This window comes from Paenibacillus sp. Soil787 (genome assembly GCF_001429545.1).
Lineage (GTDB): Bacteria > Bacillota > Bacilli > Paenibacillales > NBRC-103111 > Paenibacillus_E.
Genome location: NZ_LMSP01000013.1, coordinates 60,567 through 76,181 on the forward strand (window position 1 = coordinate 60,567; position 15,615 = coordinate 76,181).

12 protein-coding genes are annotated in these 15,615 nt (G+C 45.8%); 10 read left to right on the top strand and 2 right to left on the bottom strand.

Features of this window, described 5'->3' with window-relative positions:
• Positions 1 to 33 precede the first annotated feature (33 nt).
• The 5 genes from ASG93_RS16010 (at position 34) to tpx (ending at position 4,163) form a co-directional block, all read left to right on the top strand.
• Complete coding sequence (locus tag ASG93_RS16010; RefSeq protein ID WP_082614924.1) at positions 34 to 1,155, top strand: HD-GYP domain-containing protein; 1,122 nt, start codon at positions 34 to 36, stop codon at positions 1,153 to 1,155.
• 132 nt (positions 1,156 to 1,287) lie between these two features.
• On the top strand, positions 1,288 to 2,022 hold the full coding sequence (pdaA, locus tag ASG93_RS16015) for a delta-lactam-biosynthetic de-N-acetylase (RefSeq protein ID WP_414858872.1): 735 nt from the start codon (positions 1,288 to 1,290) through the stop codon (positions 2,020 to 2,022).
• 261 nt (positions 2,023 to 2,283) lie between these two features.
• Positions 2,284 to 3,213, top strand: a complete 930-nt coding sequence (trxB, locus tag ASG93_RS16020; protein ID WP_056833559.1) for a thioredoxin-disulfide reductase — start codon at positions 2,284 to 2,286, stop codon at positions 3,211 to 3,213.
• Positions 3,214 to 3,252: 39 nt separating this feature from the next.
• A complete protein-coding gene (gene trxA, locus ASG93_RS16025; protein ID WP_056833560.1) occupies positions 3,253 to 3,564 on the top strand; it encodes a thioredoxin in 312 nt (103 codons plus the stop codon).
• Positions 3,565 to 3,638: 74 nt separating this feature from the next.
• Positions 3,639 to 4,163 carry a thiol peroxidase gene (tpx, locus tag ASG93_RS16030; protein WP_056833561.1) on the top strand — a complete coding sequence of 175 codons (525 nt, stop codon included), beginning with the start codon at positions 3,639 to 3,641 and terminating at the stop codon, positions 4,161 to 4,163.
• Positions 4,164 to 4,634: 471 nt separating this feature from the next.
• Here the strand turns inward: tpx and ASG93_RS16035 are convergent, their stop codons facing one another.
• On the bottom strand, positions 4,635 to 6,968 hold the full coding sequence (locus tag ASG93_RS16035) for a UvrD-helicase domain-containing protein (protein ID WP_082614925.1): 2,334 nt from the start codon (positions 6,966 to 6,968) through the stop codon (positions 4,635 to 4,637).
• Between the two features lie 60 nt (positions 6,969 to 7,028).
• On the opposite strand from ASG93_RS16035, the gene ASG93_RS16040 reads away from it, so the two are divergent.
• Together ASG93_RS16040 and ASG93_RS16050 are read left to right on the top strand one after the other, a co-directional pair.
• The gene (locus tag ASG93_RS16040; RefSeq protein WP_056833562.1) at positions 7,029 to 7,892 is read left to right on the top strand and encodes a YihY/virulence factor BrkB family protein; all 864 of its coding nucleotides are present in this window, start codon (positions 7,029 to 7,031) and stop codon (positions 7,890 to 7,892) included.
• Positions 7,893 to 8,593: 701 nt separating this feature from the next.
• A complete protein-coding gene (locus ASG93_RS16050; protein WP_056833564.1) occupies positions 8,594 to 9,472 on the top strand; it encodes a CPBP family intramembrane glutamic endopeptidase in 879 nt (292 codons plus the stop codon).
• A gap of 183 nt (positions 9,473 to 9,655) precedes the next feature.
• On the opposite strand, the gene ASG93_RS16055 is transcribed toward ASG93_RS16050, so the two are convergent.
• Complete coding sequence (locus tag ASG93_RS16055; protein ID WP_056833652.1) at positions 9,656 to 10,747, bottom strand: GntR family transcriptional regulator; 1,092 nt, start codon at positions 10,745 to 10,747, stop codon at positions 9,656 to 9,658.
• 413 nt (positions 10,748 to 11,160) lie between these two features.
• Between ASG93_RS16055 and ASG93_RS16060 the strand changes: the two genes are divergently transcribed.
• Genes ASG93_RS16060 through araA form a run of 3 tightly spaced genes read left to right on the top strand, consistent with a single transcriptional unit; the run spans position 11,161 to position 14,942 of the window.
• Positions 11,161 to 12,777 (top strand): xylulokinase, encoded by a 1,617-nt coding sequence (locus ASG93_RS16060; RefSeq protein WP_056833565.1) that lies wholly within the window; start codon positions 11,161 to 11,163, stop codon positions 12,775 to 12,777.
• 2 nt (positions 12,778 to 12,779) lie between these two features.
• On the top strand, positions 12,780 to 13,475 hold the full coding sequence (locus ASG93_RS16065; protein ID WP_056833566.1) for an L-ribulose-5-phosphate 4-epimerase: 696 nt from the start codon (positions 12,780 to 12,782) through the stop codon (positions 13,473 to 13,475).
• 42 nt (positions 13,476 to 13,517) lie between these two features.
• Entirely contained in the window at positions 13,518 to 14,942 is a 1,425-nt protein-coding gene (gene araA / locus ASG93_RS16070) for an L-arabinose isomerase (RefSeq protein WP_056833567.1), read from the top strand.
• Positions 14,943 to 15,615 lie beyond the last annotated feature (673 nt).

Consider the following 15,615-nt stretch of genomic DNA (forward strand, 5'->3'; position numbering starts at 1 on the left):
CAGCGATCAACCAAATCCAAGAAGGAGTTCATTATGATGAATTTACAACGTTTCGGCCAACTGCCTGTCAATCAACTGTTGATGGCTATCATTGGCAGTATGTCTTCTATTTGTACACTGAGTGGACTGTCATACTGGTTGGTTAGCGGTAACTCCGAATCTAAGCTATATATGATGACCTCGTGTACCGTTTCTCTTTTTTCCTGGGCGATGTACGCGATTCAGAAAAGTATGCCAAAAAACAGTCGATATACGAATCTGATAACTCCATCATTACTATTTTTAGTAATTGTTATTATCACATTGTACAACCCTGTGGCTTTGCATCAAATGTGGGTTGCTCTTATCTTTTTCCCTGTTATGCTCAGTTTATTGGTGGAATTTAGGGTGTATGTAATTGGTTCTGTCATTTTTTCACTGTATTTCTTACTCTTTCAAATTTTTGGACCCATGTATGGGAATGACGACGGGTTTTCTCCCATTATTATGGCGACGACAAAAGGTGTCTATGCATTAGGCTGCGTGATCTTAGGCGGGATTATTATTACAGCCTTTAATCAACATAAAAGGAGCGTCGAGGCGGCGGCTTTTCAGCAGCAAAAACAGCAAGTGATTAACATCTTGCAATGCTTCATCCCAGTTGTTGAACGGAAAACGCAAACGTCGCGTAAAGAAATCGGTGAAATGAGTGTGCTGCTCAAAGCACTTGTGAATGAATACAGAAGCTTGCGTGTGCAAGATTGGGAGATTGATTTATTATTACTTTTGCATTTTGTAAGCAAGGTTAAGCTGCCGGATTATATGTTTGAGAAAGAAGGGAAATTGACAGAGTATGAGTTCGAAGTGGTGCAGGAGCACAGCTTTATGGCGAAGGAATTGTGCGAGGGCATCCCCGATTTTCAAGAGGTAGAGAAAGCGTTTCTTTATCATCATGAAAAAGTAGACGGCACTGGTTATCCGTATCGACTTGCAGGCGATCAGATACCGATGCTTTCGCAGATGCTCGGCATAGTGGAAGTATTCCTAGCCATGACGACACCGCGGTCATACCGACATGCCACGTCGCCAAGAGAAGCGTACGCTGAAATTCAGAAGTTGGTCGGACAAGCTTTTCGAGCTGACATTGTGGATGCCTTTGGGAAAGTGATAGATTGAAAAAGAACACATAATCTCCGTCTAACATGTGGCATATTAGTAACAGTCTATGTAGTCTGTACCAATCCACAGAAGGCAAGGAGTGAATCTTCAACCATGAAATACATGCGAATTCTGACGATCGTGCTCGCCATGCTGCTCGGGCAAGCGACGATGGCATCTGCCGATGGGTCCTATCATTTTGGGTTTAAGAAAAGCGTAAACGGACAGCCTCCGTCGATTGATGAAGAAGGCTTCAAGAGCCTTTTGAAACAGCGAGGGGCTATTTTCACAGGAGATCCAGCAATCAAGGAATTGTATTTAACCTTCGATAATGGTTATGAGCAGGGCTATACCGGTAAGATTCTAGACGTGCTGAAGGAAAAGCAGGTACCCGCGATCTTCTTCGTGACGGGGCATTATATCAAGACGGAGCCTGAACTGTTAAAGCGAATGGCACAGGAAGGTCACTTGATCGGCAACCATTCTTGGAGCCATCCGGATATGAGTCAAATATCGGCAGAACGCATCCAGAAAGAACTGAATCAAGTGAAAAATGAGGTCAGCGCTCTTACTGGTCAAAAGGAAATGCGCTATTTGCGCGCGCCGCGGGGGATATTTAGCGGCCAATCGTTAGCCGTTAGTCAAGGGCTTGGTTACACGAACGTATTTTGGTCCGTCGCTTACCGCGATTGGGAGCCGAAGCATCAGAAGGGCTGGGAATACGCCTACAGAAATGTGATGGCGCAGCTGCATCCAGGTGCTGTCATTTTGCTCCATTCGGTGTCCAAGGATAACACGGAAGCACTAGCCAAAATCATTGACGATGCGAAGAGTAAGGGCTACCAGTTCAAAAGTCTCGATGAGATGCAAAGCCGGACGCCATAAGGCTATTGGGTACAGAGTCGCTGCAATAAATGTAAGAAAAAGGGAACTATCCGTTGCCGCTTTCATGGCAGGGAGGGTTCCCTTTTTCATTTTGTGGAACCTGGATAAGGACATTCCGCTCAATTTAAATTGTACACAAATTAATTGTTGACAATACTAAATGAAATTGGTATGATTCATTCATAAGGTTGTTTGAAATTAAATTGCTAACAAATAAACAAAATCATACAAATAATATGAAGCATCCAAGGAGGCATTCCTATGCATCACAAAGCGATTATTATCGGAACTGGACCAGCGGGGCTAACCGCAGCGATTTACTTGGCACGGGCGAACATGTCGCCTCTAGTTATAGAAGGTATACAACCTGGAGGGCAGTTAACTACCACCACGGAAGTCGACAACTTTCCAGGATTCCCGGATGGTATCACGGGGCCGGAGCTGATGGACAATATGCGCAAACAGGCATTGCGTTTCGGTGCTACGATTCAGTCAGGTCGAGTCGCAGAAGTCGATATGTCCAAACGTCCTTTTACCTTGTTCTTAGAAGACGGAGGTCAATTGACGGCGGATTCGCTGATCATTTCCACAGGAGCAACGGCCAAGAAACTGGGCATCCCTGGCGAATCCGATAATATTGGGAAAGGCGTAAGCACTTGTGCAACCTGCGATGGATTTTTCTTCAGGAACAAGAAGATTATCGTGATTGGCGGTGGGGATACAGCGATGGAAGAGGCGCAGTTCTTAACTCGATTCGCTTCCGAGGTGCGCGTTGTGCATCGTCGTGATGATCTGAAAGCATCCAAAATCATGCAGGATCACGCCCGCGGCAATCAAAAAGTAGCCTGGAGCCTCAATCGGACACCGCTTGAAGTTGTAGCTGGACCTCTCGGAGTAACTGGACTTAAGGTGCTCAATAACGTAACTGGTGAGGAAGAGCTGCTGGAAGCCGATGGCATTTTTCTAGCGATTGGGCATACACCGAATACTGGCTTCCTAGGCGGAAAGCTGCCTACAGATGAGCTTGGATATTTGCACGTTATTCCCGGAACATCGCAAACGACTGTACCAGGCGTATTCGCTTGTGGGGATGTACAGGATCGGATTTATCGCCAAGCCATTACATCAGCAGGAAGCGGTTGTATGGCTGCACTAGATTGTGAACGATTCATTTCAGAACAGCATGTTTAATGCTTTTTTGTATAAAAGAACCTTTAGGAGGAATTCGCCATGTCAGTTAAACAAATTTCCGATGCTACTTTTAACAATGAAATTGAAGCGGGTATAGTACTTGTAGATTTTTGGGCCCCTTGGTGCGGACCTTGTAAAATAATCGCTCCTATTCTAGATGAACTATCTGCTGAGATCGGAAATACAGCCAAAATCGTAAAAATCAACGTGGATGATAACCCAGAATCCGCTGCCAAATATAACGTCATGAGTATCCCTACACTGCTCGTTTTCAAAGATGGTCAATTGGTTGATCAACTGGTTGGGGTGCAACCGAAAGAGAAGCTTAAAGCGGTTATTGAGAAAGCCTAACAAACAATAAATCATAACGAACCACAACGAATCTAATGTGTTAAAACATATAAAATCACAGGAGGAAAACGAATATGACACAGGTAAAAGAACGCACAGGGGTAGCAACAGTTGGAGGAAATCCAGTTACTTTGCTGGGACCGGAGATCAAGGTAGGGGATAAAGCGCCAGATTTTAAGGTGAATAAGGATTTGATGACAGAGGTAAGCCTATCGGATTATGCGGGCAAAGTGAAGCTGATTTCGGTCGTCCCTTCCGTGGATACAGGTACATGCGACGCACAGACGCGACGCTTCAATGTGGAAGCAGACAAGTTAGGAGATAATGTCGTCATATTGACGATTTCGGTGGATCTTCCTTTTGCGCTGAGTCGTTTCTGCGGGGCTGCAGGCATTGATAAAGTCGTAACCTTGTCTGATTATAAAAACCGCGCTTTCGGCAAAGCGTATGGGGTTCTGATTAAAGAGATTCAGCTCGATCAGCGCGCGATATTCATCTTGGATGAGAACAATACGGTTCGTTATGTAGAGTATTTAACGGAGATGAAGGAGCATCCGAATTATGATGCGGCTTTAGAGGCTTTGAAGGAACTTGTGTAAAAAAGAGAGCAGCATTCCCTTAGGGATTGCTGCTTTTATTGATTTAGGGGGTAAGGTGAAGCTTACCCCTATTTGACATGAATAGGGATTTAGGAAGGAGAGTTGTACAACGTACAACAATTTCCTTGATTTCTTCGGGGCAAGCTAAGGATTGTTGTATTTGGTACAACAATCCTTAGCCTATTTCCCTCCAATAGAGCTACTTTTGGCAGAAATTGTTGTATTTTGTGCAACAATCGTGTGGAAAACGTGAATTAGCTTGCATAAAGTTGTACAACGTACAACTTTGAACGGATAAGGAAGCGAATGCTTCAAGATATACGTCCTAGGCGTGACTTACATCCCAGATGATAGCTGGAGTCTTGAAGCGATTTGTATGAAATCCTTCATCGAGAAGCCATGTGCGGATTACTCCAGCTGATACGGGTGAATTCTACCCGAGTTAGAAGGGAGCATGCCGGCAATGCTCGGCTAACGAGTGAGCGTGACCATGCGGCTGCCCTTGACCATCGCCGCGCTGCACAAGGGGCACGCCTTCGCCGCAAGCTTCGCTTCCTGCGGCGAAGAAATGCGCGACCAGGCCTTGCAGCCGGCCTGCTCGCAGATCCACGCCGCGACCCGCTCAGTCGCGGCGGCGGGTTTCCCAGCAGCGGCCGGGCGCCGCGCCGCTGCAGAACCCACAGCCGCAGCAGGCTCGCGGCTGACAACAGGGTCCGCGCCAGGGAACGCGGACAGCAGGAAGCGGGAAGGCTCCGCCTTCTTCCCGCGATAAAACGCCGGCGAGCTGATCAGCAGCTCAGCCTTGGCGCGCGTGACGGCGACGTAGGCGAGTCGCCGTTCTTCCTCCAGCGCGGCGGTTCCCTTGTCGCGCCCAGCAACCCCAGCCATCTTCACATCGTCCAGATGGCTGGCATCGAGTGCCGTGCTATGCGGCATATTGCCCTCAATCGCACAGAGCAAGTAAACGACTCTGAACTCCAGTCCCTTCGATTTATGAATCGTCATGAGCGAAATTTTATTCGCATTGTGATCTTTTCTCCCTTCACTCATTTCGGTGCGTTTTTCCGCGACCTCATGGATAAAATAAAGAAATTGCTCCACACTATCGAACCGCTTGGCCGAAGATTCCAGTTCGTCCAGTGTTTCCTTCAGCATCTCTCTGTGATGCGTCAGCTTGCTTCGCTTGTTCGTCTCGAGGAAAGCATCGTAGAAATCCTTGCGAATCGCCTGAACGGCAGCAAGCGGCTTCATGTCAGCAAGCGATTTGATGAGCCGGATGCGATTTTTGAGCTTTTCTTTCTGAAAATCTTTCAGGTTCGGCAAGCCGAGCAGGTGGATGAGCGGCCACTTTTTCGCCTGAATCGCTTCCTGATCTTGAATAATCCGCATGCCTTGGTCTCGTCCTATATATAATGAAGGGAGGACACCTTCTATGGCCTCGAAATTGCGCCGCTCATGGGCAAGCCTTAAGTGATCGATAATCGGCTTCACCATCCACTGATCATAGAAGGAGTCATTGCTGCCGTAGTCCACAAAAGGCAAGTTATGAAGAATCAGCTGCTCGATAATCGCCCGACTGTTGCTGGCTGTCCGGTACAAAATAGCGAAATCGCCATATTGGCTGCCACCCTCGGCGACTTTGATCCGAAGATCGTTAATTAACCAATCGGCCTCGTCATCACTATTCATGGGTTTCACATATTGCGGCTTCAGATCACTCTCCTTCGTGGCGAGGAGGGTCTTCGACTTCCGCTGTACGTTATGTCTAATGATGGCATTCCCCAGACCGACGATGCTTGAAGTAGAACGGTAATTAATATCAAGAGTGACCGTCTTGGCAGCAGGATACTTTTCATGGAACTGTAGAATAAATTCATTTCGCGCTCCATTAAACGAATAAATGGTCTGGTCATCGTCACCAACGACCATCAGATTCTCGTGGTTCTTTGCTATCATTTGAATGATTTCATATTGCACGGTATTCGTGTCCTGGAACTCATCAACACTAATATAAGTGAATTTTCGCTGCAGCGAGCGCAGGACATCCGTGTTTTGCTGCAATAAGTGGTAAGCTTTGATCAAAATATCATCAAAATCAATCTTCTGCTGCTCCATTTTCCACTGCTCATACTGCATGAAAATTCGCTTTACTTCTTTATCTTCTTCCGTACTTTCGGGTAGGTCTTCGATTTCGACCAGCTGCATTTTATAAGAGGAAAGCAAGGAAATGAGCACTTCGGGTTGGTAGGTATCCTGCAGCCCCATACCTAGCATGATACGTTTGAAGACAATTTGCTGATAGCGGCTATCACTCAGAATTTCTTGTTGTAACCCGTTCATTCGCAATAATCTTAGGCAAAAAGCGTGAAATGTTCGTACCTGCATCGTATTGGTCATACTATGATCAAGGCCCGGCATGGACGTGAGGCGTTCCCGCATCTCTTCGGCGGCCTTTTTCGAGAAAGTAATCAACAACAAATTCGATGGATGGACCCGGTGGACACGCAGTAAATAAGCCACTCGGCAAACCAGAACCGTAGTCTTCCCGGAACCGGCTCCCGCCAGGGTAAGTAAGGGACCTTTGAAATGGCGCACAGCCTGAACTTGCGCTTCATTCAGCATAATCTGATGGCTTTCCAAGTCGCGGAAAAAGTAAGCGTCATGATCGCTATCTGACACAAAATCGGAACTATTCGTTAAAAGCGCCATACGCGCATGCGGGATAGGCCGCTCCGTGGTGGTTTGTTTCGTACCTAATGGTGTAGGGTAAATTGAAAGAGAAGTCAAAATCATCACCTGTTTCATAGCAATTCTGGACTACCTATTCTATCACATTTATAGACCGATGAAAGGACCTATATACATATGGGGATATCTTACTTAAAATTGCTTTGGAATCAGTTCGAAAAACACGATGCCACGGGGCTTGCTGCCCAATGCGCTTACTATTTTCTACTGTCGCTGTTCCCCTTTCTACTCTTTATTCTGAGTTTATTGGGGTATTTGCCGTTCTCTTCGGATGATGTTATGGAGCTCATTAAAGAATATATACCGGGGGCTGTCGCCGGATGGATCGAGGAAACCCTTAGCAATCTGCTTGATGTAAAAAGAGGAGGCGCACTTTCCTTCGGATTAATATTGGCCTTAGTGAGTGCCAGCGCAGCGATGAATGCGATCGTCATAGCCGTTAACAAAGCGTATGGGCTGCCGGAGCGAAAAAGCTTTATACACTCGCGTTTTCTAGCTGTCATGCTGACGCTGGGTATGCTCATTGTCATCGCTTCAGCGCTGCTGCTTAGCGTGTTTGGTCATTGGATCGGGGATTGGACGCTTGCCAACATCCCGATTTCAACGAAGCAAGTGGCTTTGTGGAACAACCTCCGCTGGATTGTGAACTTTATCATCGTATTTGTGGTTTTCATCGGCATTTACTATATAGCGCCTAACACATGTCTCACCTGCAAAAGCGTCCTTCCTGGAGCGATATTCGCGGCAGTGGGGTGGCAATTAACTTCCTTCGGTTTCTCCTTCTATGTCAACAACTTCACCAACTACAGCGCCACTTATGGCAGCGTCGGGGGGATCATCGTGCTCATGACGTGGTTCTATATTTCGGCGCTAATCATTATCATCGGCGGTGAAATTAATGCGATAAGGCATGTCAAGAATCAGAATCATACGGTTCTATTGGATAAAGAGGATACCAAAACGAATAAAAACCGAATTTGATTGTTGGTCTGAAACGGTTTTTGTTCTTGTATAGGAAATTATGATTTTCGCAATTTTGTGGATAAAGTTGTGGATGATTTGCACCCGCAGGGTGATTTTGTTCGTAGATAAGAAAGTATAAGTTGTCTGAGGCATGAGAGATATCCATGGTTTATCCGAGGCTGTACGAAATGATAGCGCAGGGTTTATTCGTGGCGGAGAGACTCAGACATTTACCATGTCCGCAGAATTATTGGAATTCAGCGGAAAGATTTGAGGTTTGCAAAGCCGACCGTTGGACACACAATAGAAGAAAGAAGATGAATGATCATCTTCTTTCTTTATTTCGTTATACAAGAAAGAATTTAAATGAAAGCGGCGTGTGCCTAAATAATTCTAAAGTTACTCAAATTGAGTCTGTTAGTAAAAAGTAGGAATCTGTTATGTAAGTGAATCACCATTTGTCTGTACAGATGCCTAATATTCATTATCTTAGTTAGGTACAGTTATGATTGACATTTACCGGTAAAGCATTTAGCATTTATCGTACATGATATATTAAGTTAGGTTCAGACAATAAAGATTCATGACCCTGGTTCATGTAATTTCCAGATGGGCAGGGCTATCTTTAAGGGGAGATCAACTTTTTGGTTTTAATGGGAAAATATTAAATTGAGGGAATAGGATAGTCAGATAATCAAATTTGTAGAGGAGGAATTTTTTTGAAGGCAGTTTTAAAGGTGGTATTATCCGAACTCAAAGCAATTTCTATGTTTGTATTATTCTTGGTGCTATTAATATTGAGTCAAAAGATTTCAGGGGTAAAAAATACAGACGCTACGATAATTAACTACATACTATATTCAGTTGTGACGTATGTTTTTCTTTGTGTCTTGATTTTTTTCGCACATAAGGTATACAGGCACTCGGTAGAAGGTTATTCAGTTAACAGGAACATAAAGAAGAATGTTTCAAAGTGGGTTTTTGGACTTGTCATTGGATTAGTAGTTTGCCTGATAACTCAGATTTTCTCATGGTTATCAGGCTATACAACAACTGCAAACCCCAATTTAATTATTAGTTATTTTATAAGTACACTGTTTTTCTTATTTGCCCAAAGCTGTACTGAGGAAATTATTTTCCGAGCTTTTGTCATTACCGAATTTGAAAAGTTTAAAAACCGCGGGATTCTTATTTTGGGTATAGTTTTATCATCATTGCTATTTGCATATTCTCATAATGGACACCAAGGATTTAATGTATTTACATTTATTACATATACTTTTGTTGCATTAGTTTTGTCATACTTGTTTTATGTGACCAAAAATCTGTGGTTAGTATCTGGCATTCACGCTGGATGGAATATAGTTTCATTAATAATTTTTAGATTCACATATCCAACGGATTCTCCTAATACGTCGACTATAAATATTGTAACAAATCCAAAAGGCATAGATGCCGAACTGTTTGGAAACAAATTGAGTGTTTATACCATTGATAACATCGCAACTTTAACTGCAATTATACTATTTGCTTTGATTGGCACAGCCTATTTATTTAAGTATCGAAAAGCGCCGTTAAATAAACAGAAATCTGAATAACCCTTTCCCTCAGTCACCACCATTGGTTTATGCCAATGATAAACTGGGTAAAGCGAAACTTTTCAATAAAGCCTTATAGAATAAGCTTTCCGCGAGCAAAAAAAGGATCATCTCTAAAAACGAGAAGATCCTTTTTTCTATTCCTATCATAAAAAAGATGTCGATGCACTTTATGAGCCGTGACTATTCCACTTCGATTGCTTTTACTGTTTCGCCCTCGATTAATACGGGCTGGTAGTAGGTGTTGGTGGGCAAGTCTTTTTTGCCTTGTAAATTCTTAATAACCCAGTCCGCTGCGTCGCGTCCCATTTGTTCTTGGGGGTGCGTCAGCGTCGTTAGTTGGATATTCGCGTTTTTGGCGATATATGAATTGTCTTGGCCAATGATGGATAGCTCGTCTGGAATGGAGATTCCCAGCCTTCTGCAGACATGTACCACTTCCAAGCCTACCTCGTCGTTGTAACACACAAGCGCAGTCAACACATCCCGATTGTCGTTCAGAAACTCTTCCAAGTTAGCGGCAAGGTCCGGCTTCGTCGCTGTATCGAAGGAGAGCAGATGCTCGGGCTGGAACCGTAATTTGGCTTCCCCGAGAGCCTTGATATATCCCTTCATTCTAAACTTCCCTTGTAAATCATCCATTTTTGCGATAGTGCCGATCTGGGTATGTCCTTTGGCAATCAGCTCCCGGGTAGCGAGATAGCTGGACTGCACGTCATCCAGACAGAAGAAAGGAACTTCCAACTCTTCGTAATAGGCATTGATCATCGCGAAAGGAACCTCCTGCTCCTTAAAAGACAGGTAGTAAGCGATATTGGGGTTGTATACATTGCTTCTGGTAGGCTCTATAATCAGTCCATCCACGCCATAGGACAGCATCATTTCCAACGCCTTTTTTTCCTGTGCGATATCATTGTTTGTACTGGCTAACAGCAACGAATAATTATCTTCATTTAATCGGCTTTCAATGCCGCGAATAATGGAGGGGAAGATGTAATCCGAGATATAAGTCGTGATGACACCGATCGTTTTATTCAGGGCTTTCCCACCCGTTCTGGATCGGTATTGGGTGATGACGTATGTGCCGGATCCTTTCTCGCTTCTCAGGAATCCCTCGTTCGATAACTCCAGAATGGCCTTTCGAACCGTTTGCCGGCTAACGTTGTAGCTTTCCTGCAATGCGGACTCCGAAGGGATTTTCTCGCCTGCTTTGTACGTTCCCGAGAGGATATAGCTTTTGATATCTTCAATAATGAGCTGGTACTTTGGCTTCATGCAATCCACTTCTTTCATCGTTGTTCGAAAAGTTGTACGTACACATTCTAGCATAAATTGCATGGAATGCAAATGAAATGACATCATTTGCGATTCCAATGGTACAAGTTTCATGCTTGTCCATAGGAAAACACTATGATTAGACGAATAATGACGGTACAGTAATTTATGTCAGTATAACTATTAGACTATATTGACAAATGTACGTACAGAAAATATACTAAAGCTGTCAGTAAGAGAAAGCGCCTTCTTTGGGTCGAAATCTTCCGGTTGGCTCATCAAGTGACCGATTCGATCGGAAGCAGCTAGTATAGGAATCGTAATCGGTTGGGTTAAATCACGAAATTAAAATCAACGATAAGTGATTTTTAATTTCTGTGAAAACCATGAACAGAGAGGGGACATACGTGATCATGAATCATGTCCAATTGAAAGAAGCGATAACCAGGGGAGAAACTTCGCTGGGTATCGAATTTGGATCTACGCGGATCAAAGCGGTGTTGATCGATCGTCGTTTCGAGACCATCGCATCGGGAAGCTTTGAGTGGGAAAATCTGTTGAAAGACGGATATTGGACGTACAACCAGGAGGATATTATAACAGGCCTTCAAACCGCTTATCGTGAAATGAAGCAGGAAGTGGAACGTAATTATGGAGTCACTCTCCGGACGGTCGGTTCGATCGGATTTTCCGCTATGATGCACGGCTATATGGCATTCGACAGCACGGGTGAGCTGCTAGTGCCGTTTCGGACTTGGCGCAATGCAACAACAGGCGCAGCCGCAAGGGAACTAACGGACATGTTCCAATTTAATATCCCCGAGCGCTGGAGTATCGCCCATTTGTACCAAGCGATATTGAACCAAGAGGAGCATGTGCCTCGCATTGATTTTGTAACGACGTTGGCCGGATATATCCACTGGCTGCTGACCGGCAATAAAGTGATCGGCATCGGAGATGCTTCCGGCATCTTCCCTATAGATGAGTCAACCTATAATTACCATCCAACGATGGTTAAGCAGTTCAATGAATTAATCGCGGCCAAAGGCTATCCGTGGAAGCTTGAGGATATTCTTCCTAAAGTGTATCTCTCCGGCGAGCAAGCCGGTGAGATAACGGCGGCGGGAGCCGCCATTCTGGACTCGGCCGGGGAGCTGCAGCCTGGCATTCCGCTATGTCCTCCGGAAGGCGATGCCGGCACAGGCATGGTTGCGACGAATAGCGTGAGGAAGCGTACGGGAAACATCTCCGTGGGCACTTCCGTTTTTGCGATGATTGTATTGGAGAAAGAATTATCCAAGGTTTACCCGGAGATCGATATGGTCACGACGCCGGACGGCAGTCCGGTCGGCATGGTGCATGCCAACAACTGCTCCAGCGATCTCAATGCCTGGATGGGATTGTTCCGTGAATTCTCCGAAGCCATGGGATACGGCGTAGATTCCGGCAAATTGTTCAGCGTGCTGTTGAATAAGGCATTGGAAGCTGACCCGGATGGCGGCGGTTTGCTTAGCTACGGTTATCTCTCGGGCGAAAACATTACGGGAATCGACAAAGGCCGGCCATTGTTCGTTCGCTCGCCTGAAAGCAACTTTAATCTGGCTAATTTCATGCGAACGCACTTATTCACTGCTTTCGGAGCATTGAAGCTCGGCATGGACATTTTGACCGAAAACGAACAGGTGGCCATCGACAGCATCTTGGCTCATGGCGGCCTCTTCAAAACCCCTGTCGTTGGACAAAAAGCTTTAGCCGCTGCGCTGAACGTACCGATCTCGGTCATGTCCACGGCCGGCGAAGGCGGAGCATGGGGCATGGCGCTTCTGGCTTCATATATGATCAACAAGGATCAAGAAGAGAGCCTGGACGACTTCCTCGAGCAGAAGGTCTTTAAAGATGTCGAAGGACATGAGATTGCTCCGGATTCTACGGATGTCAAAGGGTTCCAAGCATTCATTAAACGATACCAAGCAGGGCTCGCCATCGAACAAGCCGCTGTAGACCATCTGCTGGAGAACGGGAGGGACTAACGTTGTTAGAACAACTGAAAGAAGAGGTATACCAAGCGAATCTGGATTTGCCGAAGCATGGACTCGTGAAATTCACTTGGGGCAATGCGAGCGCCGTCGATCGGGAAAGCGGCCTGTTCGTGATCAAACCGAGTGGAGTTAGCTATGAGAAGATGAAACCGAGCGACATGGTCGTTGTGGATCTCGACGGTAAGGTGGTCGAGGGAGAGATGAGACCTTCCTCCGATACCGCGACTCACGCCGTGTTGTACAAACGCTATCCGCAAATCGGCGGCATCGTGCATACTCACTCGACCTGGGCAACCATCTGGGCGCAAGCGGGACTCGATGTGCCCGTCATGGGAACGACGCATGCGGACACCTTCTATGGCGCCGTGCCTTGCGCACGGTTCTTGAACCAAGAGGAGGTTGACCGGGGATACGAAGCGGAGACTGGTCACGTTATTATCGAAACATTTGAGAAGCGCGGATTGGATGTCATGGCGATCCCGGCCGTTCTGCTCCAGGGACATGCGCCTTTCACTTGGGGAAAAGACGTGAAGTCGGCGGTCGTGAACAGCGTCGTGCTGGAGGAAGTGTGCAAAATGAATCTGTACGCGCGTCAATTGAACCATTTCGCCAAAGAACTCCCTCAAGGCATTCTGGATAAGCACTATCTTCGGAAGCACGGGAAAGATGCCTACTACGGGCAGAAGTAACAGCCTTAGCCAGTTTAAAATACAGAAAAGAGGATGATTAAGATGTCAACAACAGCAGCTAAACAATTTTGGTTCGTCGTAGGTTCGCAGCATCTGTACGGGGAAGAAGCACTTTCTGAAGTAAAAGCTCATGCGCAGACGATGACTGATGCCTTGAATAATAGCGGTGTGCTTCCTTACCCGCTTGTCTTGCAGGACCTGGCAGTAAGCGCGGATAAAATTACAAGCATCATGAAAGAGGTCAACTATCGCGACGAAGTGGCGGGTGTCATCACATGGATGCATACGTTCTCGCCTGCAAAAATGTGGATTCGCGGTACGAAATTGCTGCAGAAGCCACTGCTTCACTTGGCAACCCAGTTCAATGAAAGCATTCCTTGGGCAACGATCGATATGGACTTCATGAACCTGAACCAGGCCGCTCACGGCGATCGCGAATACGGCTTCATCAATGCCCGTCTGAAGAAACAAAATAAAATCGTCGTAGGCTACTGGGGACGTCCGGAAGTGCAGCAGCAGATTGCGGATTGGATGGACGTAGCGGTTGCCTATAACGAAAGCTTCAATATCAAAGTAGCCCGTTTCGGCGACAACATGCGCAATGTTGGCGTAACGGAAGGGGACAAGGTCGAGGCCCAAATTCAATTCGGATGGACTGTGGACTACTTCGGCATCGGCGACCTTGTGGAATACGTGAATGCTGTTAAAGAACAGGAAATCGATGATCTGATGGGCGAGTATGCGGAGCTCTATGAATTCGATTACGGCACGAATAGCAAAGAAGCCTGGGAAGCAAGCGTCAGAGTCCAAGCAAGCTATGAAATTGCCCTCAAACGTTTCTTCGACGAGAAAGGCTATAATGCCTTCACGACGAACTTCGAAGATTTGCATGGCATGAAACAGCTTCCTGGTCTTGCTGTCCAACGTCTGATGGCGCAAGGCTACGGCTTTGCCGGTGAGGGCGACTGGAAGACGGCTGCGCTCGATCGCTTGATGAAAGTGATGAGCCGCAATCAAAACACGGGCTTCATGGAGGACTACACGTATGAGATGGCAGCCGGTCAAGAAGCGATCCTGCAATCCCATATGCTGGAGGTAGATCCGTCCTTGGCAAGCAATAAGCCGAAAATCATTGTTTCCCCGCTCGGAATCGGCGGTCGTGAAGATCCAGCGCGCCTCGTATTCGACGGCAAAGCCGGCGAAGGCGTCGTCGTATCCATGGCGGACTTCGGCACTCATTATAAATTGCTGATCAACGAGGTTTCCGCATTCGAGCCGACGGTTCCTGCTCCTAACCTTCCTGTCGCTCGCGTCCTGTGGACGGTGAAGCCGAACTTCCAGGATGGCGTAAAAGCTTGGATCGAGAATGGCGGCGGCCATCATACCGTCGTTTCCTTGAACCTGACGACAGACCAAATCGTAACTTACGCCAAGCTGGTTAACTTGGAATACGTCGTCATTAAGTAATCCATAATTAAGGTAAACAGAAGGCGGACTCGGGACAATCATGGGACCGTTTCTTAAGCAAAATGTAAAAACCGTTTCTTTCATAAATGGGCTGTCGCACGCCTATTTACGAAGAAACGGTTTCTTTGGTTTTCAGAATAACCTCATAAGTGAGATCAGATAAGTCGTAAGCGCAAATTTTAATGATATAAAGTCTCTGTATGTACGGGGGCACTTTTGTTGGGGGCAGCAGGTTTAACTAAGGACAAGACAATAACCACAAATCCTTTAGCCTTAGATTTACTGGAACTTTTTTAATGTCCATTAATAACGATTGCTACTTCGATAGAATGAGTTCAAAATGCCCAAAGTAAGCTTTAACCACAGTTAACTTGGCAACTTTGATTTCGATGAGCTATCGTGATTACCAATGTTGTAAATTCTGCAACAATTCACATGCCAAAAGGCTATTTTGCTAGTAAAAGTTGTAGTTTGTACAACAATTCGAACCCATTTGTCGCAAAATCTTCTGTTTGGAGCTAAATTGTTGTACATTATGCAACATCGAAGGGATATGAGGTGGATTCTAGGCAAAATTGTTGCACTTTATACAACATCATTCGACCAAGAATGTGGATTCTACAAAAAATACAGCAATTCTAACACAAGAGTAGCTCTACCTCCTCTAAAAAGG